We start from the raw sequence: 22,082 nt of genomic DNA on the forward strand, positions 1-22,082 counted from the left end.
CTGGAAAACCTACGAGTGCACCTCATCACGGCGCACTACGCCCGTCCCCCGAACCCGCGTACGCGTTCTCCCACCATCGATGGTGGCCCCGGCCCCACCCCGGCACGAAAAGGGGCCCGCGCGATCGTGTCGATCACGCGGGCCCCGGAGTCGAACCTAACGGCGGGCGACGCCGTCCTCGCGGGCCTGAGCGGCGACCGCGGCGGAGACCGCCGGGACCACGCGCTCGTCGAACGTGCTCGGGATGACGTAGTCGGCGCTCAGGTCGTCACCGACCAGGTCGGCGATGGCCTTGGCGGCGGCCAGCTTCATGTTCTCGGTGATGTCGGAGGCCTGGACATCGAGGGCACCCCGGAACACGCCCGGGAAGGCCAAGACGTTGTTGATCTGGTTCGGGAAGTCGCTGCGCCCGGTGGCGACGACGCTCGCGTACTTGCGGGCGACGTTCGGGTGGACCTCCGGGTTGGGGTTGGCCATGGCGAAGATGATGGCGTCCTCGGCCATGGTGGACACGACCTCCTCGGGGACCTCACCAGCGGACAGGCCGACGAACACGTCGGCGCCCTCCAACGCGCTCTCGATGGAGCCCTTCAGGCCGGCCTTGTTGCTGATGCCGGCCAGTTCCCGCTTGACCGGGGTCAGACCCTCCCGGCCCTCGTAGATCATGCCCTTGGAGTCGGCGACGGCGATGTCGCCGATGCCTCCGTCGACGAGCATCTTGGTGACGGCGACGCCGGCGGCACCCGCACCGGAGACCACGACCCGCAGGTCGGCCAGGGTCCGCCCGGTGAGGCGGGCCGCGTTGCGCAGCGCGGCGAAGGCCACGATGGCGGTGCCGTGCTGGTCGTCGTGGAAGACCGGGATGTTCAGGCGCTCACGCAGCTTCTTCTCGATCTCGAAGCAGCGCGGAGCGGCGATGTCCTCCAGGTTGATGCCGCCGAAGGAGGGCGACATCCGCACGACCGTCTCGACGATCTCGTCGACCTCGTTGCAGTTGAGGGCGATCGGCACGGAGTCGACGTCGCCGAACTGCTTGAACAGCAGCGACTTGCCCTCCATGACGGGCAGGGAGGCCTCCGGCCCGATGTTGCCCAGGCCCAGGACGGCGGTGCCATCGGTGACGACGGCGACCAGGTTGCTCTTCCAGGTGTAGGTCTCGACCAGCTCGGCGTTCTCGGCGATCGCGTCGCAGACACGGGCGACACCCGGCGTGTAGGCCAGGGAGAGAGCCGCGTGATCGGTGACGTCCACGGAGGAGGTGACGTGAAGCTTGCCACCACGGTGCAGGGCGAAGGCCGGATCCTTGTCCAGCTCGGACGTGTCCTGGGTACGCGAAGTAAAGGTGGTCACTGCTCAAACCCCTCGGTCTGCTTCTACGTCCGCGTCGGCCATGACGAGGACGATGGTCGACGGAGCGCGCGCGAAGACGTAAGGGTGCTAGGGGAACCCTCCGGCGCCGATCGGCCATGACCGGTGGTGTCGCCGGAAGGGACAGTCTTCGCCGGGCTCGTATACGAGCACAGCGCGTCCGCATCTCACGGGGATGACCCGTTACGCAATCCTCTCACAACGGTGACCGCGGGAAAATCGCGGGGCGTCACGATGGAGCGTTACCGACTTAAAGCACTATGCAGCATAATGTCCCTAATGTCGTTCCAGGTCGGCGGCGTGGACCCGCGAACCCGCCTCCGAACAGGCACTATCCGTGCCCTAGAAGGAGACCTCACATGCCTCTGCGCAAGAAGCCCCTCCCCTACTTCACCGCGCTCGCCGCAGTGGGTGTCCTGACCCTTTCCGCGTGTGGCAGCGGTGACAGCGCCGAGGACGACGCCGCCGCCCCCGAGGCACCGGAGGTCTCCGTCGACGAGGAACTCGCCGCGATGGTCCCCGAGGACATCCGCGAGGCCGGCGTCATCAGCATCGGCGTCGAGGCCGAATACGCGCCCGGTGAGTACCTGGACGATGACGGTGAGACCGTCCTCGGCTTCAACGTGGACCTGGTCACGGCCGCCCTGAACAAGCTCGGCCTCGAAGCCGAGTGGGTCCCCGCCAACTTCGACTCCATCATCATCGGCGTCGACAGCGGTAACTACGACCTCGGCGCCTCCTCCTTCACCATCACCGAGGAGCGCATGGAGGCCGTCAACATGGTGAGCTACTTCTCCTCCGGAACACAGTGGATCGCCCCGGCAGGGAACCCCGAAGAGGTCGACCCCGACAACGCCTGCGGCCTGCGTATCGCCGTGCAAACCGGCACCACGCACGACACCGACATCGAGGCTCGCAGCGACGCCTGTGTCGAGGCCGGTGAAGAGGCCATCACCATCGAGAAGTTCCAGAACCAGCCGCTGGCCACCTCCAGCGTGGTCTCCGGGCTCAACGACGCCTCCCTGGCCGACCTGCCCACCTCGCTGTTCGCCCTTCAGGAGACCGGCGACCAGCTCGAATTCATCGGTGACCAGTACTCCGCCGCGCCGTACGGAGTCATCACCCACCAGGAGGACACCGAGTTGGCCGACGCCCTGGCCGCCGGGTTCAACGCCATCATCGAGGACGACACCTACGGGGGCGTCCTGGAGGAATGGGAGATCGAGGTCGGCGCCATCGAGACCTCCGAGGTCAACCCCTCCGTCGACGAGTAGACCCACCGGGTCCCACCGCGTCGCATCACCGCACGCCGCGCTCACCAGGGCCGGCGTGCGGCCGTTTCATCCGGACGTGTCCGGGCGTCCGTTCCGGTCACCACGACCGCCCGTCCTGTTCGCCCGCCACTAGCGAAAGTCTGATCCGTGACGTCACCGCATGCATCGGCGGACGGTCCGGGGTCGAAGGAACCGACCTCGGACCGACCGGCCGACCCGATCGCCGCAGTCCCCGTCCGCTACCCGGAACGCTGGGTCGCCGCGGGGGTCGTGCTGGTCCTCGCCGCGATGTTCGTGAACATGCTGATCACGAACCCCGCGTTCAACTGGCCCTTCATGTTCGAGCACATGTTCTCGGACCCGGTCGTGAACGGTGTCTGGGTGACCCTCAGCGCCACGGTCCTGTCCATGATCATCGGCATCGTGTTGGGCGTCATCCTCGCGGTGATGCGCCTGTCCGGGAACCCGGTGCTGGTGTCGGTCGCCTGGCTGTACACCTGGTTCTTCCGTGGTGTGCCCCGACTGGTGTTGGCGGTGCTCTTCGGCAACATCGCCATCCTGTACGCCACGATCCAGATCGGGCTCCCGTTCGACAACTACTGGATGCCCATGCTGGGCCTGGAGGGTGACGCCCGCTTCTTCGAGATCGACGTCCGCACGCTCCTGAGCGGTTACATGGCCGGTCTGCTCGCTCTGGCACTGTCCGAGGGCGCCTACATGGCCGAGATCATCCGTGCGGGCCTTCAGTCGGTGAACAAGGGGCAATCCGAGGCCGCCCAGGCGCTCGGTATGAGCCGCGGCAAGATCATGCGGCGCATCACCCTGCCGCAGGCGATGCGCGTGGTCATTCCGCCCACGGGCAACGAGACCATCGCCATGCTCAAGGACACCGCGTTGTTGGCGTACGTGCCGGTGACCATCGAGCTCTTCTACCAGCTCCAGGCCATCGGCACCCGCACGTACCAGATCTTCCCGATGCTGGTGGCGGCCTGCCTTTGGTACCTGGCGATCACCAGCGTCCTCATGGTCGGCCAGTACTTCATCGAGCGCAGGTTCAGCCGTAGTGAGCGCGGGGTCAAGGACCGCATCGTCGGAGGGAGGCACTGATGACCGAGGAGAACCACATCCCCGTTGGTGAGGGAGCCGTCGAGACCGCCGACGCGCCGCCCACCGACGCGCTCGTCGTCGCCGAGGACGTGCGCAAGAACTTCGGTCGCCTGGAGGTCCTCAAGGGCATCGACCTGGAGGTCCGGCGCGGCGAGGTCATGTGCGTCGTCGGCCCCTCCGGGTCGGGCAAGTCCACCTTCCTGCGCTGCATCAACCACCTGGAGAAGCTCACCGCCGGCCGCTTGTGGGTCAACGGCGAGCTGATGGGATACCGGCAAAAGCGCGGACGCCTCTACGAACTGCGGGACAGCGAGATCTCGGCCCAACGCAGCGACATCGGGATGGTGTTCCAGCAGTTCAACCTGTTCCCGCACCTGACCGTGCTCGGCAACGTCATCGAGGCGCCGCTCCAGGTCAAGCGCGTCCCGAAGGCCAAGGCCACCGAGCTCGCCATGGAGCTGCTGGAGCGGGTGGGTCTGCCGGACAAGGCGAACGCCTACCCCGAACAGCTCTCCGGCGGTCAGCAGCAGCGTGTGGCGATCGCCCGCGCGCTGGCCATGGAACCGTCACTGATGCTCTTCGACGAGCCCACCAGCGCGCTGGACCCGGAGCTGGTCGGCGAGGTCCTGGACGTCATGCGCGATCTGGCCCGGGGCGGCATGACCATGGTGGTCGTCACGCACGAGATGGGGTTCGCCCGTGAGGTGGGCGACTCCCTGATCTTCATGGACGACGGTGTCGTGGTGGAGACGGGGGCGCCCTCCGAGGTGCTGTCGAACCCACGGCACGAACGCACCCGGGCGTTCCTGTCCAAGGTGATCTGACCACGCCCGACCCCCGTGGTCCACGAGACGGAACCCACTCGGCGGGGCCCGTACACCACCGTTGAAACCCAAGGTGGTGTGCGGGCCCCGCGACGTGGGCCCCTCGATACGGCCGCGTGTGGCCATGGCCGGAACCGGACCGTACCCGCCCGAAACCCCACGTGGGCGCCGGGTGATCGTGAAACACCCGGTCTCGCCCCTTGACCAGCCGACCTCCCGGTCCCAGAGTCATTGCCCAGGGGCACCCCGATCCTGTCCCGGGGAGAAGCATGGACTCGCGTACGGAAAAGGCACGGCGGCTCTGGGAGCACCGTGCGGGCCGATACGACCTCGGAGGCCACTGTGAGCACGTGGCCATCCGCGATACCAGGGAGCTCCTGTGCTCCGGTGCCCGCGGACGCACCCTGGAGGTGGCCGTGGGGACCGGTCGGAACCTGCGGTACTACCCGCCCCAGGTGGAACTCACCGGTCTGGACCTGAGCCCCGCGATGCTCGCCAAGGCCCGAGAGAAGGCCGAGGAACTGGGACGATCGATCACGCTGGTGGAGGGCGACGCGCAGAGCCTGACCTTCGCCGACGGTTCCTTCGAGACCGTGGTGTGCACGCTCTCCCTGTGCACCATCCCCGACCAGGAACGGGCCCTGCGCGAGATGCACCGCGTCCTGGTGCCCGGCGGCCGACTTCTTCTGGTCGACCACATCGAGTACACGCGCCTGCCGCTGCGGTTACGGGAGCGCCGGCGCGAACACCCGCGCAGACTTCCCCGGGAAGTCGCCCGAGAGGTCGGTTTCGAGGTGGGCCACCACGACCGGCTGTTCTTCGGAATGGTGGAACGCGTGGTGGCGCACCGACCACACTGAGCACCAGGTGAGCGACCCATCACCACACACCGCCCACGGGCCCCGCTTTCCTCACCGGTCAGGCGCATACCCTGGGATCATCCGCCGCTACCGACCCTGACCCGAGGTGGTCCGATGATCCGTCCCGCCCGTCCCGACGACGTCCCCCTCCTCCACCGGATGATCGGGGAACTCGCCGAGTACGAGAAGGAACCCGACGCGGTGCTGGCCACCGAGGACGACCTTCACCAGGCGCTCTTCGGATCTGACGCGGCGGTGTACGCGCACGTCGCGGAGCACGTGGACACCGATGGTGCCCTCGTCCCCGCGGGGTTCGCGCTGTGGTTTCGCAACTACTCCACCTGGACCGGGAAGTACGGGATCTACCTGGAAGACCTGTACGTTCGGCCCGAGATGCGCGGACACGGGTACGGCGGGGCCCTGCTGCGCAACCTCGCGGGAATCTGCGTGGAACGTGGCTACACCCGCCTGGAGTGGTCCGTGTTGAACTGGAACGCGCCCGCGATCGGGTTCTACGAGTCGTTGGGCTCCACACCCATGGACGAGTGGACGGTCCGTCGTCTGGACGGCGACTCGCTGGTCGCAGTGGGTTCCGCACAGGCCTGAGCCCGGCCATCCGTCTCGGGTTCGGCCACCATCGGCCGGACACGATCTCACTTCCCTGCGTCAGTGGCAGGGTGAAACGAGATACATTGCATTCAAGCGGCAACCTCGCCCCCCGAAGGAGGGACGTGACCGAAGAAACCGCTGTGCCCACGGCCGACGCCACCGGTGTACGCGACGCCGTTACCGTCAACATGCCCGCCGACAGTGCATATCTGTCGGTGCTGCGGACGGCCACGGCCGGCTTGGCCGCGCGACTCGACTTCACCCTCGACGAGATCGAGGATCTGAGGATCGGTGTCGACGAGGCCTGCGCGATGCTCCTCTCCCAGGCGCTGCCCGGCACAGAACTGACCACGGAATTCGAACTCACCCCCGATGGAATGCGCATCTCCGTCTCGGTGCTGACCGCGGACGGGCGCCTCCCGGCCCGCGACACCTTCGCCTGGACGGTCCTGTCCGCCCTGGCAGGGGACGTGGACGCGGGGGTCGGACCGGACGATCGCGTCTACATCGTCCTGTACAAACGTCGCGGCACGTTGGAGCCGGCGTGAGCGAAAGGGGGCCCGCTCTGACAGCGAAGACCGAGCACGCGGTGCCCGACCGGGCGCGCGCGAGAGCGTTGTTCGAGCGCCTTAACGAACTCGACGCGGACTCGCCCGACCGGCGCACGATACGTGATGAGCTGGTGGAGATCCACCTGCCGTTGGTGGAGTACCTGGCCCGCCGGTTCCGTAACCGTGGTGAGTGGTTGGACGATCTCACCCAGGTGGCCACGATCGGACTCATCAAGTCCATCGACCGGTTCGATCTGGAGCGCGGGGTGGAGTTCTCCACCTACGCGACCCCGACGATCGTCGGTGAGATCAAGCGCCACTTCCGTGACAAGGGTTGGGCGGTGCGGGTTCCCCGCCGTCTCCAGGAGCTGAAGCTCTCACTGACCAAGGCGGTCAGCGATCTTTCGCAACGGGAGGGGCGTTCCCCCACCGTCGCGGAGTTGGCCCAGCACCTACAGATGACCGAAGAGGAGGTGCTGGAGGGCCTGGAGTCCGCCAACGCCTACTCGACGGTGTCGCTCGACGCCCCCGACAGCGGTGACGAAGACGCCCCCGCGGTCGCGGACTCGCTCGGCATCGTGGACGAGTCGCTGGAGGGCGTGGAGTACCGGGAGTCGTTGAAGCCGCTCCTGGAACAGCTCCCACCCCGAGAGAAGCGGATCCTGCTGCTGCGCTTCTTCGGCAACATGACCCAGTCACAGATCGCCCAAGAGTTGGGGATCTCGCAGATGCACGTGTCCCGCCTACTGGCGCGGACCCTGGCCCAGCTGCGACAAGCACTCACCACCGACGATTGACGGTCCGTTCGGGCGCCGGCGGGGCTTGCGACCTGCCACTCGGCGCCCGAACACGACCCCGGTCCTAGCGGCGCTTGCGCGGCGTCTCGTCGGGGTACAGCGCCGCGGTCGTCGTCGGCGCCAGGACCGCGGCGGCCGTGATGACGGCGGTGCCGAGCAGGGCCCCACCGAGCACGTACTGCTCGCCGGTGAACATGTAGTACGACACCACGGCCAGGAACAGCTGGGTGACCACCACCGGTGTGCGGGCCCACTCGCGCAGCCGGAGCAGACCGCGGGCGACGAAGATCAGCAAGGCGCCGACGCCCAGGCCGATGACGGTGAGCGGGATCGCGGAGGAGACCACGTCGGTGGCCCGCCCGGCGATCACCGTGTACAGGCTGTACAGCCCGCCGACGGCCGCGACCAGCCCGATCAGGGCCTCCAGCGCGGCGGCGATGATGAGAGTGATGGGACGCGAAGACACCCGTTAAACCTATACGGGCCGGCCGCCCTGTCGTGCCCCGCCCCTGGCGGTTCCGCGCACCCTCGACCCCCTACACTGGCCGGGTGCGCGCCCTCTTCATCGTGAACCCCAAAGCGACCACGACCACCGATCGCACTCGCGAGGTGATCCTGGGTGCGCTGAGGTCGGAGTTGGACGTCACCGTCGTGGAGACCTCCTACCGCGACCACGCCCAAGAGTTGGCGCGCGACGCGGCCGAGCACGGTTTCGAGCTGGTGTTGAGCCTGGGCGGCGACGGGACCGTCAACGAGGTCGTCAACGGACTCCTGGCCATCCCCGAGAACAAACGCCCCAGTTACGCGGTCATCCCCGGGGGCAGCGCCAACGTGTTCATCCGCGCGTTGGGGGTCTCCGGCGATCCGGTGGAGGCGACCGGGCAGATCCTCGCGGCGATCCGTTCCGGTCGGGAGCGCGAGGTCAACCTCGGTCGGATCAGCAGCGACCTGGACGACCGCTACTTCACGTTCTGTGCCGGGTTCGGTTGGGACGCCGACGTGGTGCAGCAGGTGGAGAACGAGCGCGAGAACGGCCGGAAGGCCACTCCCGCCTTGTATGCGGAGGTCGCGGTAAAGCTGTTCTTCGGTGGGGATATACGTGATCCGTCACTTACCGTGTCCGCCGGCGGAAGGTCCCTGGAGGACGTCTATTTCGCCCTGGTCACCAACACCACGCCGTGGACGTACGCGGGGGCTCTGCCACTTCAGCCGACCGCGTCCTCCCGTTTCGATCTGGGCCTGGACGCTTTCGCGCTCACCCGCTCCTCGTACTGGTTGACCGGCTGGGTGCTTTCGCAAATGTTCCTGCCCAAAGGCCTTCCCAGCCGGGGTGAAGGCTACGTGACCTGGCACGACCAGGGTTCGCTGCGGATCACGTCGAAGCACCCGAGGGCCTTCCAAATCGACGGCGAATACCTGGGTGAACGTGAAGAGGTCAACTTCCAATCGGTACCGAAGGCATTACGAATCTTCTGTTAATTCCGGCGTAAGAAGCCATTCGGGCCGACTGTGACGCACCTGACACGTCGAACAGGACCTTTGACCTCGGGAGCTCTTGCGTGCCTGTCGTGACCCTGTCACGCTCAAGATATCGCCGCGAGTTACGGGCGAGTTAATTCGAGCGCTTCCCACATGGCCGTGGGGTGAAAGCTCAAGCCTCCCGGCCGGAGACCCGTTTTCGGTGAGCCTCTCGCCGGGTGCCCTTGCACAGCGATCGTGAAAAGCTTCACAAACTGTGAGGAGTGGACCGCATGGACTGGCGCCATGACGCAGCCTGCCGTGACGAAGACCCCGAGCTCTTCTTCCCCATCGGCAACTTCGGGCCTGCACTGAGCCAGGTCGAAGAGGCCAAAACCGTCTGCCAACGCTGTCCGGTCAGCTCCGCCTGTCTCAAGTGGGCGCTGGAGAGCGGCCAGGACGGTGGGGTCTGGGGTGGCACCTCCGAGGAGGAGCGACGCCGGATGAAGAAGCGCAGCGGCTCCACGCAGCGCCCCATGGTCCGTAGCCACTAGCAGTGTCTTTTTGGGGCCTCCGCTAGCGCTTCGGCCCGTGTTCGGGTCCGATCGACCAACGACGCCGAACGATCCCCGCCGGCACGGGCGGGGACCGGCGCGCCTCGTGCGGGGTCCCACCCCTGGTCCCGTCCACGGTCCGATCCCCGCAGGCCCCTCCCCCGTCCGGACCGGCCTAGGGAAACGCTCCCTCCGGGTGTTCCAACGGCAGGCTGATCGCGATCTCCGTGCCGCCGCTCTCCTTCGGCTCGATCGCCAGGGTGCCACCGAGCTCGCCCACGATCAGGGTGCGCACGATCTGTAGACCCAGACTCGTGGCGCCCTCCAGGTCGAAGTCCTCCGGCAGGCCCCCGCCGTCATCGGAGACGGCCAGTTCCAGGCTGCTCGGCCCCGGGTACCCCGGGCCGGTGTCGAAGCGTTGCACCCGCACCTCGATCTTCCCCGGGCCCTGCCCCAAGCCGTGTTCCACCGCGTTCTGCACCAGTTCGGCCAGCACCATCGACAGCGGTGTCGCCACCAGTGCGTTCAACTGACCGAACCCGCCGACCCTGCTCGGGACCACCACGTCGCCGGTGGAGGACACCTCCGCCGCCATCTGCATGACCCGGTCGGCGATACCGTCGAAGTCCACGACCTCGTCGGGCGTGTGGGAGAGCATCTCGTGCACGATCGCGATCGACCCCACACGGCCCACGGCCTCGTCCAAGGCGGCCCGCGCCTCCGGCACGTCCAGGCGCCTGGACTGTAGGCGCAGCAGCGCCGCCACCGTCTGCAGGTTGTTCTTCACCCGGTGGTGGATCTCCCGGATGGTGGCGTCCTTGGTCATGAGCTCGCGCTCGCGCCGGCGCAGCTCGGTGACATCGCGGATCATCACCAGGGCTCCTATGCGCACCCCGTCGATGACCAGTGGGATGGCCCGCAGTTGGACGGTGACGCCGCGCGCCTCCACCTCCGCCTCCTGTGGTGCCCGGCCACTGGCGGTGTAGGTGAGGTTCTCATCGCGAGCCTCGCCCTGCGCGGCCAGTTCCAGGGTGGTGCGGTCCAGGCGGGCTCCGACCAGGTCGGCGGTCAGACCCAGGCGCCGGTAGGCGGACAGCGCGTTGGGGCTGGCGTAGACCACCTCCCCGTTCTGGTCCAGTCGTAGAAGACCGTCGCCGACCCTCGGGGAGCGCACCATGAGCGGCCCCTGATCGCTGAACGGGAAGGCGCCCTCGGCGATCATCTGCGCCAGGTCACCGGCGCTCTGCAGGTAGGTGAGCTCCAGCCGGCTGGGAGTGCGCGCCGAGCTGAGGTTGGTACTGCGCTGGATGACGGCGATGAGGTTGCCCTGGCGACGGACCGGAATGGTCTCCTCCCGCACCGGCACCCCGCCGGACCAGTCGGGGTCGCCGTCCCGGCAGATCCTCCCCTCACTCCAGGCCCGGTCGATGAGAGCGCGGCGGCCGACCACCCTGGGGCCGGATCGGGAGGTGACTTCGGTCATGTCGTCCCGCAGCACGGTCTCGACCAGGTCGTCCTGGAAGGCGGTGGGGCCGGTCGTGGGACGCATCTGGGCGATCGCCACCCAGCCGTCGTCCTCACGCAGGCGCACCCACAGAACGAGGTCCGCGAAGGAGAGGTCGGCCAGAAGCTGCCAGTCCGAGACAAGGGAGTGAATCCACTCCAGGTCCGCCTGTTCGAGTGACGTGTGGCGGCGAATGAGGTCGCTGAGGTGAGGCACTCACAAATCATCCCATGAAGCCGTGCATACTCAAGGGATACGCACTCGACCAATGGTCCACACCAATCGGCGGTCGAAAGGGTCGACGGCCGGCCACAACGGGACGGGATGTTCGTGATGAGCACGGGACGCGGCGGAGGAGACTGATGACTGGTCAGCGCACGTTGGAAGGCAACCCCCGGGTGCCCAAGTACTACCAGGTCAAGAAGCAACTGCTGGAGCTGATCGAGGCGATGCCCGCGGGCAACCCGGTCCCGCCCGAGCGCGCCTTGGCCACCCAGTTCGGCACCTCGCGCACCACCGTGCGACAGGCCCTGACCGAGATGGTGGTCGAGGGCCGGTTGCTGCGCATCCAAGGCAAGGGCACGTTCGTCGCCAAGCCGAAGGTCGCCCAGATCCTCCAACTGACCAGCTACACCCAGGAGATGCGCGCCCACGGCCTGCACCCGGCCACCCGCATCCTGGACGTCAGCTACATCAACGCCGACGACCAGCTCGCCGAACTCCTGGCGATCCGTTCCGGCGGTCGTGTGCTGCGGATCGAACGGCTCCGGCTCGCCAACGGCGAACCCATGGCCGTGGAGACCGCCCACCTGGCCGCGCGACGCTTCCCCGGACTCCGACGCCAGCTCGACCGCTACGCCTCGCTCTACGAGGCCCTGGCGAGCGCCTACGACGTGTCCCTCGCGGAGGCGGAGGCCTCGATCGAGACCGTTCTGGCGACCCCGAACGAGGCCCGGCTGCTCGGTGTGGACGTGGGTCTACCGCTGGTGCTGCACTGCCAGCACAGTTTCGACGGTGACGGCCACCCGGTGGAGTGGGTGCGCTCGCTCTACCGCGGCGACCGGTACAAGTTCGTCACACGTCTGCGCCCACCGAGGGTCTGACCGCCCGGGGCGGCCACCGGGAAGGTCGTGGCCGCTCCCCGGAGCACGGTGGTGCTCTCACCCTGGTGCCTCGACCGTCCAATGTCTAGATTCGGTTTCGGAACCGACAAGCCACGGAACGGAGTTCGATGGTGAGCGCCTACACCGGCAAGAGTGTCCTGGTCACCGGCGGAGCCGGCGGTATCGGCGCGGCGTTGGTGCGTCGTGCCGCGGCCGACGGCGGCCGGGTCGTGATCGCCGACGTGGACACCGAAGCGGGAACCGCGCTGGCGGAGAAGGTCGGAGCCCTTTTCCAACACACCGACGTCCGCGACTTCGAGCAGGTCCGTGCCGTGATCGATCTCGCCACGAACGAACACGACGGTCTGGACGTGCTGCACCTGAACGCCGGGATCACCGGTCCGAGTGAGGGCTTCACCGACGTGGGCGTCCCCTATTCGTTGGAGCACTACCGACAGGCCGTCGGAGTGAACCTGGACGGGGTCGTCCACGGGGTGCACGCGGCGCTGCCCTCGATGCGCCACCGGCCGGGCGCCGCGATCGTGGTCACCGTCAGCTTCGCCGGGTTGTCCCACTCCCCGCACACCGAGGTCTACGCGGCGACCAAACACGCGGCCCTGGCCCTGGTCCGTTCCCTGTCGATGACCTTCGCCGACGACCCGGTCACCTTCAACGCCCTCTGCCCCGGATTCGTCGACACCCCGCTCTTGGACCCGGTACGGGAATACCTGCCGAGCATGGACATGGGCACGCTGGGCAACCGGACGTTGTCGGCCGAGCCCGTCGCGGACCTGGCCGAACGGGTCATCGCCGAGGGCGGTGACGGGGACGCCTGGATCGTGTCGGCGGACGTCGCGCCCACCCGCTATCCCTTCGATGCCGAGCGGGAGCTCCTGGAAGGGACGCTACGGGCCGCCGCCCACCGCTGACGGGGTCAGCCGCGGGCGAGTACCCTGCCCAGGGCGTCGACCACGCGGGGGTCGTACTCGCTTCCGGTGTCCATCCGCAGCCGTTCGATCACCGCGGTGCGGCGTTCATCCTCGCGGGTGTCACCGACGAGGTCGTCGAAGGCGTTGGCGACCTTGATGATGCGGCTGCCCAGCGGGGGCACGCCCTCGTCGCCGTCGCCGCCCAGTGGTTCGCACTGGCGACGGACCAGTTCGGCGACGTTGTCCAACACCCCGGTCTCCCGGATGATCGCCGAACCCAGCTCGGCGATACGGCGCTGCTCGCGCGGCGAGGACAACACGGTGGCCCCGCCCGCGATGGGTTCGCGCAGCGACAACTGGCCGATGTCGTGCATCAGCGCCGCGTACTCCAGTGCCAACAGCTCGCGTTCGGCCAGCCCCAGCTCACAGGCGATCCCATGGGCGAGCCGACTCACCCGGCGGGAGTGTCCGTTCTCGACGTAGCCGCCCACCTCGGTGACCCGGGACAGGGCCCACACCGTCTCCAGATAGGTGCGGCGCACCTCCGCGTGCCTGCGAAAGGCCACCTGGGAGACCAGCAGCGGGGCGCTGAACACCAGCAGACCGACCAGGCCGGTGATGGTGCAGGCCAGCGCGATGAGCACACCGCTGGAGGCGATCGCGACACCGGTGGGGAGTTGGGCCCTCGCCTCGTCCCGAGCGGCCACCCATGGGCGGGTGCGCAGGCGTTCCGCCCGCAACAGCGCGGATATCACCACGTCCACGAGCCAGGCCACCACGACCAGTCCGGTCATGATCACGGCGAGCAGGATCGACGGTTCGGTCAGGGACAGGTGATCGGCCAACGGCCGGAAGGCGGCGGCCAACAGCAGCGCGGTGAGCACCCGGCGGGCGACCCCCTCCACCCTGGGGCTGCGCCCCACCGCCACATGGGGGAGTTCGCCCAACGCCACGCCCAGGGCGACCACCGCCACGACCTGGCCGACACCGTGGTGGACCGGTTCGCCGCCCAGACTGATGAGGTAGGCGTAGGCGATCGCGCCGGACAGCGCGATCGGGGCGGACTCGCGGTGCCCTGGCAGCGTGATCCTGGCCAGCTCGCCCGCGGCGATGACCAGGCAGAAGGCCAGGGCGACCTCCGGGTCGACGACCCCGTTGACCGCGGTACCGACCAGGGCGGTCAGGGACGCGGCGCCCACCCCCGCCACGAGAAGGGCCCGCAGGGGACGTGAGGTGCGCCAGAACGGTTCGCGCCGACGTTGGAGTTCCAGGGCGCCGCCCTCGGGTCCGCCGCCTTCCGATCCTGCGGGTGCGGGCCCGTCCGACTGCTGTTGTGTCATCACCGGTCCTGACCACCCGTCACGGCGCCGGCCGAAGTGGACTCGGCGACCGTGGCCGTGCCGCCACCCTTCTTCGCCGGGGTCGCGGCAGGCGCGCCGGTGACGGGGATGGAATCGGCCTTCTCGGTGGAACCGTAGCGGCCACCCGGAGGTTCGGTGATGTCCGGGGTCTGCCAACCCTCGCGGCTGACCGCGCGGACCAGGGCCTCGACCATCCGGGGATCGAACTGGGTGCCCGCGCATCGACGGAGTTCGGTGATGGCCTCTTCGACCGACCAGGCCTTGCGGTAGGACCGCGTGGAGGTCAGGCAGTCGAAGACGTCGGCGACGCTGATGATGCGTGCGGACTCGGGGATCTCCATCCCGACCAGACCCATCGGGTACCCGCGCCCGTCCAACCGTTCGTGGTGGTGGCGGATACCGGCGAGGGCCTCGTCGAGGAAGCTGATCTCCCGGACGATCTCGTAGCCGCGGGTCGGGTGCAGCTTGATCGCGGCGTACTCGTCGTCGGTGAGCTTGCCGGTCTTCTGGATCACCTTGGTCGGGACCCCGAGCTTGCCGATGTCGTGGAGCATCCCGGCGTACCGGATCTTCTGCACCCGCTCGGCGGACATGCCCAGTTCCGCGGCGATCATGGCCGAACCCTCGGCCACCCGCATGCAGTGACCGCGGGTGTAGTAGTCCTTGGTCTCCACCGCCTGGCACAGAGTGGCCAGGGTGGCCTCGTGCGCCCGCGCCTCCGCGGTCTGCTGTCCGAAGGTCCACCGCGCGATGAACAGCGGCAACAGGATGAGGAGCGTCGCGACGACGCCGACCGCGCCCCAGACCGCGGCGATCGCCAGACCCAACATCTGATAGCCGATGGAGGTGACCTCCAAGGCGATCAGGGGGCGCCAACGCTGGAGCCGCCGGCCCGGTGCCTGGTCGGTGGCGCCCAGGCACCACATGAGGATGCCGATGAGCGCCGAGTTGAGCACCGTGTGGACCAGGACCGCGGCCACGTACGGGAGCACGATGTCGGGGAAGTCCGACTGGGTCGGCACCCCGACGGTCCCGCCGAGCATGAGGTAGACGTGTCCGGTCGCGTAGCCGGCGATCGCGTACTGGGCCCCGTTGAAGGCCCGCTTGACCACGGCCTGTCGGCGAAGGGCGAGTGCGCAGGAGAACCCCACGACGGCGGCGCCGACCGGCCCGACCAGAACGACCGCGGCCAAGGCCACGGCCGAACTGGGCGAGATACCGGCCTCTTTGACGTCGACGAGGACGTGCGTACTGATCGACTCCGCGACCACGAAGAGGACCACCATGAGCGCCAGGGTCCCCAGGTCGATCCCTTGATAGGGACCGACGAGCACAATGGCGACGGCACTGACAACGATGATCCCTACGTAGACACGCGCGCCCCCTGGAAGAGCCCGCACCCCCGTTCACCCCCCACCGACGACGACCGGACTGTCATGGTTTCACCGGTTCTGTTCTACCACCAGGTCCATCCGGTAAAAGCGGAAGCCATGAAAATTCCGTACATCGCAGCCACGTACATGCCAGCGAACATCGCTGTCCCCTCTCCCCGTCGCGGCGCCCCGCTCATCCCCGAGCACGCCACGCAAATTACCTCATTCGTTGGATAAGGCCTTCAGTTTAACGGGCCCCGAGACCCGGTTGATTACCCACAGCCCGAACCGGTCGGCCAGAGGACCCCTTTCGGACACTCAGGTTCCGAAACGTGGAATTACTAATTCAATTAGCAATTCAGGTCGACTACTCAGCGTAATCATACGCTTTTGTCCGGAGACGGTCGATCCACGTGGGATCCGTTCATCCGCACACCGCCCACCCGGGACCTCATCAGTAACGACTACTCCTAGTAATCGGCAGAAGCGCGCCGATTCCGGCCATAGGAAAAACATTCCGACTCGGTCACGACCGAAAGAACCCCGAACTGATCGGGCGTGTCGATCATCCCTGGAACCGACCGGTAAGGCACCCGGTGACCAAAACCCCGGAGCCTGAAGGAAAACAGGTGACACAACGCCACAAAAGCATATGAACGGAACAAAACCGAGCAGAGAACGCCGTTCCTCACCTAGGCACAAAAAAATGGCGAAGGCTGGAATTCCAACCTTCGCCACGAAGCGAATAAGTCCTCAGGCGGGCGGGGAGCCGGCGCCCGCCTCACGGGCCAACTGCTCCTCCCGGGCGCGCGCCAAGCGGCCCAACACCTTGTCCCGCAGGTCCAGCGGGACGGGATCGCAGCCGCAGTGCTTGGCCACGAGCTTCTTCACGGCCTCTTCGAGGCCGTACTCGTCCAGGCACGGGTTGCACCCGTCCAGGTGCTCTCGGACCTGTTCGCAGTCACCCTCGCCGAGCTCACCGTCGATGTAGACGTAGATCTGCTCAAGCATCTCACTGCACGGGGTGTCCTTCTCGGGTTTGTCGTGGCCGCCGCTCATCGTCGATCTCCTCGATCCGACCCGCTCTGTGTCCGCCCGCCGGCGGAAGAACCCGTGGCGCCCACTCCGGCGGCCTCGGCCGCCCGCGTCGCCGGGAGGAATCCGCGGTCCACCGCGTACTCCTCAAGGTAGGTGCGCAGCTGACGCCGCCCCCGGTGCAGCCGCGACATGACCGTTCCGATGGGGGTCCCCATGATCTCGGCGACCTCCTTGTAGGCGAACCCCTCGACGTCGGCGAGGTAGACCGCGATACGGAAGTCCTCCGGAAGATCCTGCAGCGCGCGTTTGACGTCACTGTCGGGAAGGTGTTCGAGCGCCTCGGCCTCGGCCGACTTCAGCCCCGCCGCGGTGTGCGACGCGGCCTGCGCGAGCTGCCAGTCCTCGACGGACTCGGTGCCGGCCTGCTTCGGCTCCCGCTGCTTCTTCCGGTACGTGTTGATGAAGGTGTTCGTGAGGATGCGGTACAGCCACGCCTTGAGGTTGGTCCCCGCCTTGAACTGGTGGAAGGATCCGAACGCCTTCGCGAAGGTCTCCTGAACCAGATCCTCCGCGTCCGCGGGGTTGCGGGTCATGCGCAGCGCCGCCGAGTAGAGCTGGTCGAGGAAGGGGAGCACGTCCCTCTCGAACCGCTCGTCCCGTTCCTCGGCTGTCTCCTGGCTCTGTTCCAAGCCCTTCGGCCTCCTTGCGCTGGTCCCTGGTGGGGTGTCCATATCCCAACGATACGGTCCCACACCTCGGGCCCTCGCATCGACGCCACCTGGCGTCGACACCGATTCCTCGCGTTCCAGGCACGCGCCGGCAGTCGGCATAGTCTCGTGTTCCTCCCTCGCGAGTGGCGAAAACGGCGAACACCCCCGGGCACCCGCTCTCCGGACAGGTGTCGTTGACAACAACGGCTTCCGCCCGCTGATTCCGCCGGAGGGACGACCTACGGCCCTCGAAAGTTCGACGATTGGCTCCGTCGGTGAAGGTGAGGCATGGCAGAGTGCGGGTAGGACACCTGAAAGATGGGAGAGGAGTGCACGTGCGACCGTCCCCGACTCCGGCCTCCGATCGCCCCCGATCGCCCGCGGCGCAGTTCGCCACCACCGACCGACTGTCGGACTATTGGCGTTTCTACTGGGCGGTCGCCGAGGCGCAGATCAGCCGCTGGTTACCGACCACGCCCTCCCGCCTGCTCGACCTGTCCAGTCCCGACTTCCAAGGCACCCCTCGTGCCGTGGCCGCGGGGCACGACGTCGTCACCCTCCTGCCCTCCGTCGACGCGGCGATGCGATGGCCGCTCACCCTGGTCAACGGCCGGGCCGTGGTACCTCGGCCGGCCCGTCGGGGTCGGCTGCGACACGTGGTCGGCGACTCGGCGTTCCTGCGTTCGTTCACGTCGGATTCCTTCGACGGGGTGATCGCCGACAACCGGGTCCTCTCCCGGCACCTGGCCACGGAGGCCTCCATGGCGGAGGTCGCCCGGGTCCTGCGCCCCGGTGGGCGGGCCCTGCTGTGCGTGGACTCGGTGGTGTTGGGCATGGCCCTGCTGGCCGAACAGGACTATTGGCCGGAGCTCAGCCACGCCCCCAGCGCCGACGTGCTGCTGGTGCCCTGGCCCGACGGTTCCATCACCCGCTGTTTCACCGCAGAGCAGCTCACCGAGATGGTCACCGACTCCGGGATGGAACTGGAGTGGGTCCGACCGCGCACGGTGCTGTCCGCCTCCACCGTGGAGATGATGCTGGCCCGCGATCCCAGGTCCATGAGCCGCTTGGTGGAGATGGAGATGCACGCGGCCGAGTCCGACGACTACGTGGGTGTGCACTTGGTCGCCAGCGTCGTCAAACCCGCCTGAGTCCCGCCTTCGAACCCGAGCCGACCGGCCTCTGCCCCGATTCCCGAGAGACGGGACGGGGCGGGTCGGGGGTGGACGGACCGGAGCGGACCTACCAGGCGAGGAGGAGGACGGCGAGCCCGGCGGCGAAGAACAACAGGCAGATGCCGGCGCCGACACCGGTGGCGAAGCCGATCGCCACGTCGCGTCGGTGTGCTCCTCGCACGGCGAGGAACGGCCAGGCCGAGAGCAACGCGCCCACCAGGTAGAGGACGGGCTGGTTCAACAGCGAGGCCAGCGGGAAGAAGTGCGCTCCCACCACCAGGCAGATCCAGGGGGAGGTGTACTCCGAGCGGCCGATGACCCGTAGGACGATGGCGCCCAGCAGCGCGAGAACGAACTCGATCCCCACCACGATGAGGAAAGTCCTCAGGTTGTCGTCGTCGGCGAGGACGCCCTCGCTCCGGGCGTTGAGGGCGCGCAGGCCGCCGTACACCGCCAGGCCCAGGAGCGAACCCGCGCCCAGCAGCCACCGGACCCGGTTACCGGGTGGACGTTCCTGCGCCCACCCGAACCACACGAAGGAGAAGAAACCGAAGACGGCCGTGGTCATCGCCAGGTCGAAGTCGAGGATCTCCAAGCGGACCTCCTGTGTCCGGTGCTCGTCGACTCACCTTGTCACAGGGGCCGGTGGGCCGCCAGGTGCGGCACCACCGGCGTTCCGTGTCAGTCGGCCAGGGGCAGGTAAACGCGGTTACCGCCCTCGGCGAACTCCTCGGACTTGTCGGCCATACCCTTCTCGATGGCCTCGACGGTGTCCAGGCCGTTCTCCTCGGCGTACCTGCGCACGTCCTGGGAGATCTTCATGGAGCAGAACTTGGGACCGCACATGGAGCAGAAGTGCGCGGTCTTGGCGGGTTCGGCGGGCAGGGTCTCGTCGTGGAAGGACTGGGCGGTCTCCGGGTCCAGGGACAGGTTGAACTGGTCCCGCCAACGGAACTCGAAGCGCGCCTTGGACAGTTCGTCGTCCCACTCCTGCGCCTCGGGGTGGCCCTTGGCGACGTCGGCGGCGTGCGCGGCGAGCTTGTAGGTGATGACCCCGGTCTTGACGTCGTCCCTGTTCGGCAGGCCCAGGTGTTCCTTGGGGGTGACGTAGCAGAGCATCGCGGTGCCGTGCCAGCCGATCTGGGCTGCGCCGATCGCGGAGGTGATGTGGTCGTATCCGGGCGCGACGTCGGTGGCCAGGGGGCCGAGCGTGTAGAACGGCGCCTCGCCGCACAGTTCCTCCTCCAGGCGCACGTTCTCCGCGATCTTGTTCATCGGCACGTGTCCGGGCCCCTCGATCATCACCTGCACGTCGTGGGCGCGGGCGATGTGGGTGAGTTCGCCGAGGGTGCGCAGTTCGGCGAACTGGGCCTCGTCGTTGGCGTCGGCGATGGAGCCGGGGCGCAGTCCGTCACCGAGAGAGAAGGTGATGTCGTACCGCCGGAAGATCTCGCAGAGTTCCTCGTAATGGGTGTAGAGGAAGCTCTCCTTGTGGTGGGCCAGGCACCAGGCGGCCATGATGGAGCCGCCACGCGAGACGATGCCGGTGACGCGGCGGGCGGCCAGCGGCACGTAGCGGAGCAGGACGCCCGCGTGGACCGTCATGTAGTCCACGCCCTGTTCGGCCTGCTCGATGATGGTCTCGCGGTAGATATCCCAACTGAGCCTGGTGGGGTCGCCGTCGACCTTCTCCAGAGCCTGGTAGATGGGGACGGTGCCGATGGGCACCGGGGAGTTGCGGATGATGCGTTCGCGGGTCTCGTGGATGCGCTTGCCGGTGGACAGGTCCATCACGGTGTCGGCGCCCCAGCGTGTGGCCCACACCATCTTCTCCACCTCCTCCGGCACGGAGGAGGTGACGGCGGAGTTGCCGATGTTGGCGTTGATCTTGACCAGGAACCTCTTGCCGATGATGGTCGGCTCGGATTCGGGGTGGTTGCGGTTGACCGGGATGACGGCCCGGCCGATGGCGACCTCGTCGCGGACGAACTCGGGGGTCATCCCCTCGCGGGCGGCGACGAAGCGCATCTCGGGGGTGATGGTCCCCGCCTTGGCGTAGGCCATCTGGCTGACCGAACCGTTGACGGGGTCCAATGCCCAGTCGGCGCGGGTGCGGGGCAGGCCCCGGTGGACGTCGATGTCGGCGGTGTCGTCGGTGTACGGGCCGGAGGTGTCGTACAGGTCGAAGTGGCTGCCGTTGGTGAGTTCCACCCGCCGTCGCGGGACGCGGATCGCGTGACCCTCGGGGGTCTCGATCTCGCGGTACGCCTTGTGAGATCCCATGATGGGACCGGTCGTCACACGGTGCGCGTCGGTGGTGGAGAGATCACGGCTGTCCATAGCCGTCATGGCAGGCCTCCCTACGTCGGAATTACCCGAACAGGTTCTGCGGTCGGCGACACCGTCGAGTCGCCCTCTCAGCCCGCCATGGCGCGAGCTCCCGCGTTGCGTATTCACATGTGGGCACGGCGAGCGTGCCCTCGGACGCGTCGATCGCCGCGTCCCGGCCGGGGAGGTCCTCCCCTGTGGCCTCGGACACCATACACAGGGCCGGCCCCGGCCTGTCCACCCTCTCCGGGGTCAGAAGAGTGTGTCCGCCTGGTCTTCGCCACCGGCGGGGAGGGGCTCCAGCAGGTCAGGTCGGTTGTTCTTGATGCTGTTGACGTCGGTGGAGACCTCATCGACGGAGAACCGGTCCACCGGGGTCAGATCCAGCAGGTGGGACAGTTCGTCGGAACCGGTGCCCGGGTCGAGCCAGGTCGCCCAGTCGTCGGCGGGCACGATCACGGGCATGCGCTCGTGGATGTGCGCGAGTTCGGGGGCGGCCTCGGTGGTGATCACCGCACACGACCACACCCAGGCGGCGGGATCGTTCTCGTCGACCTCGGGGTCGCGCCACCGTTCGAAGATCCCCGCCAAGGCCAGCGGTTCGTCGCCCCGGTAGTGAATGGAGAAGGGCTTCTTGGCCGCCTTGGCCTTGCGTTTCCGGTGCCCGGGGTCCGTGGCGGGCGAGGTACTGGCCTCGGCGGTGCCGTCCTTGTTGAGCAACTGCCACTCGTAGTAGGCGTCGGCGGGCAGCAGGCAGCGGCGGTGTCGGAAGGCCGACCGGAACGCGGGTTTGTCGGCGACGGTCTCACCGCGGGCGTTGATCATGCGGTAACCGACGTTGCGGTCCTTCGCCCAGGAGGGGACCAGGCCCCAGCGCAGGGTGTGCAGCGAACGCGGCCCCGCGGCGCCGGAGGCGTCACCGCCCCGCGGGGGCGGACCGAAGATCGCCTGTACGGGGCGACCCGGTGAGATGTTGTAGTCGGGGTCGAGCTCCTCCAGCGGCGGCCACGCCCTCGGGTCGGTCTCCTCCCCCATCGCCTGTTCTGGCAGGTCGAAGGCGAGTTGGAGCTGGTGCACGTTCCTGGACTGGGCATATCGACCGCACATGTGTCCGATCCTACGCCGCCGGCCCACCGGTTCCACGCGCGTCCGGGCCGCT

The 22,082-nt window shown here is 67.8% G+C and carries 22 protein-coding genes and 1 riboswitch; of the genes, 12 read left to right on the forward strand and 10 right to left on the reverse strand.

Annotation, left to right across the window (positions count from 1 at the left end; all coding sequences use genetic code 11):
- Window positions 1-156: 156 nt before the first annotated feature.
- The gene (locus BQ8420_RS18085; RefSeq protein ID WP_087100312.1) at window positions 157-1,350 is read right to left on the reverse strand and encodes an NADP-dependent malic enzyme; all 1,194 of its coding nucleotides are present in this window, start codon (window positions 1,348-1,350) and stop codon (window positions 157-159) included.
- Window positions 1,351-1,727: 377 nt separating this feature from the next.
- Here BQ8420_RS18085 and BQ8420_RS18090 point away from each other — a divergent pair, with 377 nt between their 5' ends.
- From BQ8420_RS18090 to BQ8420_RS18120, 7 genes are all read left to right on the forward strand, one after another.
- Complete coding sequence (locus BQ8420_RS18090) at window positions 1,728-2,642, forward strand: ABC transporter substrate-binding protein (RefSeq protein ID WP_087100313.1); 915 nt, start codon at window positions 1,728-1,730, stop codon at window positions 2,640-2,642.
- A gap of 147 nt (window positions 2,643-2,789) precedes the next feature.
- The gene (locus BQ8420_RS18095; protein ID WP_087100314.1) at window positions 2,790-3,749 is read left to right on the forward strand and encodes an amino acid ABC transporter permease; all 960 of its coding nucleotides are present in this window, start codon (window positions 2,790-2,792) and stop codon (window positions 3,747-3,749) included.
- The gene (locus tag BQ8420_RS18100; RefSeq protein WP_087100315.1) at window positions 3,749-4,573 is read left to right on the forward strand and encodes an amino acid ABC transporter ATP-binding protein; all 825 of its coding nucleotides are present in this window, start codon (window positions 3,749-3,751) and stop codon (window positions 4,571-4,573) included. Before BQ8420_RS18095 ends, BQ8420_RS18100 begins: the two co-directional genes overlap by 1 nt.
- Window positions 4,574-4,842: 269 nt before the next feature.
- On the forward strand, window positions 4,843-5,433 hold the full coding sequence (locus tag BQ8420_RS18105) for a class I SAM-dependent methyltransferase (RefSeq protein WP_087100316.1): 591 nt from the start codon (window positions 4,843-4,845) through the stop codon (window positions 5,431-5,433).
- A gap of 114 nt (window positions 5,434-5,547) precedes the next feature.
- Window positions 5,548-6,039, forward strand: coding sequence for a GNAT family N-acetyltransferase (locus tag BQ8420_RS18110; protein WP_087100317.1), 492 nt, complete (start codon window positions 5,548-5,550; stop codon window positions 6,037-6,039).
- Between the two features lie 125 nt (window positions 6,040-6,164).
- Window positions 6,165-6,590, forward strand: coding sequence for an anti-sigma factor (locus tag BQ8420_RS18115; RefSeq protein ID WP_067601466.1), 426 nt, complete (start codon window positions 6,165-6,167; stop codon window positions 6,588-6,590).
- Between the two features lie 41 nt (window positions 6,591-6,631).
- On the forward strand, window positions 6,632-7,390 hold the full coding sequence (locus tag BQ8420_RS18120; protein ID WP_200815978.1) for an RNA polymerase sigma factor SigF: 759 nt from the start codon (window positions 6,632-6,634) through the stop codon (window positions 7,388-7,390).
- Between the two features lie 64 nt (window positions 7,391-7,454).
- Here BQ8420_RS18120 and BQ8420_RS18125 read toward each other — a convergent pair whose 3' ends face one another.
- The gene (locus BQ8420_RS18125) at window positions 7,455-7,856 is read right to left on the reverse strand and encodes a hypothetical protein (RefSeq protein WP_087100318.1); all 402 of its coding nucleotides are present in this window, start codon (window positions 7,854-7,856) and stop codon (window positions 7,455-7,457) included.
- 83 nt (window positions 7,857-7,939) lie between these two features.
- Between BQ8420_RS18125 and BQ8420_RS18130 the strand changes: the two genes are divergently transcribed.
- Window positions 7,940-8,869 (forward strand): diacylglycerol kinase family protein, encoded by a 930-nt coding sequence (locus BQ8420_RS18130; protein WP_087100319.1) that lies wholly within the window; start codon window positions 7,940-7,942, stop codon window positions 8,867-8,869.
- Between the two features lie 272 nt (window positions 8,870-9,141).
- Entirely contained in the window at window positions 9,142-9,402 is a 261-nt protein-coding gene (locus BQ8420_RS18135) for a WhiB family transcriptional regulator (RefSeq protein ID WP_087100320.1), read from the forward strand.
- A gap of 175 nt (window positions 9,403-9,577) precedes the next feature.
- Here BQ8420_RS18135 and BQ8420_RS18140 read toward each other — a convergent pair whose 3' ends face one another.
- Window positions 9,578-11,122 carry a sensor histidine kinase gene (locus BQ8420_RS18140; protein WP_087100321.1) on the reverse strand — a complete coding sequence of 515 codons (1,545 nt, stop codon included), beginning with the start codon at window positions 11,120-11,122 and terminating at the stop codon, window positions 9,578-9,580.
- Between the two features lie 146 nt (window positions 11,123-11,268).
- On the opposite strand from BQ8420_RS18140, the gene BQ8420_RS18145 reads away from it, so the two are divergent.
- Entirely contained in the window at window positions 11,269-12,009 is a 741-nt protein-coding gene (locus tag BQ8420_RS18145; protein ID WP_087100322.1) for a GntR family transcriptional regulator, read from the forward strand.
- Between the two features lie 131 nt (window positions 12,010-12,140).
- Entirely contained in the window at window positions 12,141-12,938 is a 798-nt protein-coding gene (locus tag BQ8420_RS18150) for an SDR family oxidoreductase (protein WP_087100347.1), read from the forward strand.
- Window positions 12,939-12,943: 5 nt separating this feature from the next.
- Here BQ8420_RS18150 and BQ8420_RS18155 read toward each other — a convergent pair whose 3' ends face one another.
- The 4 genes from BQ8420_RS18155 to BQ8420_RS18170 form a co-directional block, all read right to left on the reverse strand.
- Window positions 12,944-14,278 (reverse strand): HD-GYP domain-containing protein, encoded by a 1,335-nt coding sequence (locus BQ8420_RS18155; protein ID WP_087100323.1) that lies wholly within the window; start codon window positions 14,276-14,278, stop codon window positions 12,944-12,946.
- Entirely contained in the window at window positions 14,278-15,633 is a 1,356-nt protein-coding gene (locus tag BQ8420_RS18160; RefSeq protein WP_200815974.1) for an HD-GYP domain-containing protein, read from the reverse strand. The genes BQ8420_RS18155 and BQ8420_RS18160 overlap by 1 nt, the downstream gene beginning before the upstream one ends.
- A 792-nt stretch (window positions 15,634-16,425) precedes the next feature.
- Window positions 16,426-16,731, reverse strand: a complete 306-nt coding sequence (rsrA, locus tag BQ8420_RS18165) for a mycothiol system anti-sigma-R factor (RefSeq protein ID WP_087100325.1) — start codon at window positions 16,729-16,731, stop codon at window positions 16,426-16,428.
- Window positions 16,728-17,399 carry a sigma-70 family RNA polymerase sigma factor gene (locus BQ8420_RS18170; RefSeq protein WP_087100326.1) on the reverse strand — a complete coding sequence of 224 codons (672 nt, stop codon included), beginning with the start codon at window positions 17,397-17,399 and terminating at the stop codon, window positions 16,728-16,730. The genes rsrA and BQ8420_RS18170 overlap by 4 nt, the downstream gene beginning before the upstream one ends.
- Window positions 17,400-17,749: 350 nt before the next feature.
- On the opposite strand from BQ8420_RS18170, the gene BQ8420_RS18175 reads away from it, so the two are divergent.
- The gene (locus tag BQ8420_RS18175; protein WP_087100327.1) at window positions 17,750-18,571 is read left to right on the forward strand and encodes a class I SAM-dependent methyltransferase; all 822 of its coding nucleotides are present in this window, start codon (window positions 17,750-17,752) and stop codon (window positions 18,569-18,571) included.
- Window positions 18,572-18,662: 91 nt separating this feature from the next.
- On the opposite strand, the gene BQ8420_RS18180 is transcribed toward BQ8420_RS18175, so the two are convergent.
- The 3 genes from BQ8420_RS18180 to BQ8420_RS18190 all read right to left on the reverse strand — a co-directional run bounded on the left by BQ8420_RS18180 (window position 18,663) and on the right by BQ8420_RS18190 (window position 22,030).
- The gene (locus BQ8420_RS18180) at window positions 18,663-19,190 is read right to left on the reverse strand and encodes a hypothetical protein (protein WP_087100328.1); all 528 of its coding nucleotides are present in this window, start codon (window positions 19,188-19,190) and stop codon (window positions 18,663-18,665) included.
- 86 nt (window positions 19,191-19,276) lie between these two features.
- The gene (gene thiC, locus BQ8420_RS18185; protein ID WP_087100329.1) at window positions 19,277-20,944 is read right to left on the reverse strand and encodes a phosphomethylpyrimidine synthase ThiC; all 1,668 of its coding nucleotides are present in this window, start codon (window positions 20,942-20,944) and stop codon (window positions 19,277-19,279) included.
- Window positions 20,934-21,049, reverse strand: a riboswitch (TPP riboswitch). Its footprint overlaps the gene before it by 11 nt.
- 126 nt (window positions 21,050-21,175) lie before the next feature.
- Complete coding sequence (locus BQ8420_RS18190; RefSeq protein ID WP_087100330.1) at window positions 21,176-22,030, reverse strand: SOS response-associated peptidase; 855 nt, start codon at window positions 22,028-22,030, stop codon at window positions 21,176-21,178.
- Between the last annotated feature and the right edge of the window lie 52 nt (window positions 22,031-22,082).

Origin of the sequence: Nocardiopsis sp. JB363 (genome assembly GCF_900143625.1) — a bacterium.
Taxonomy (GTDB): Bacteria; Actinomycetota; Actinomycetes; order Streptosporangiales; family Streptosporangiaceae; genus Nocardiopsis.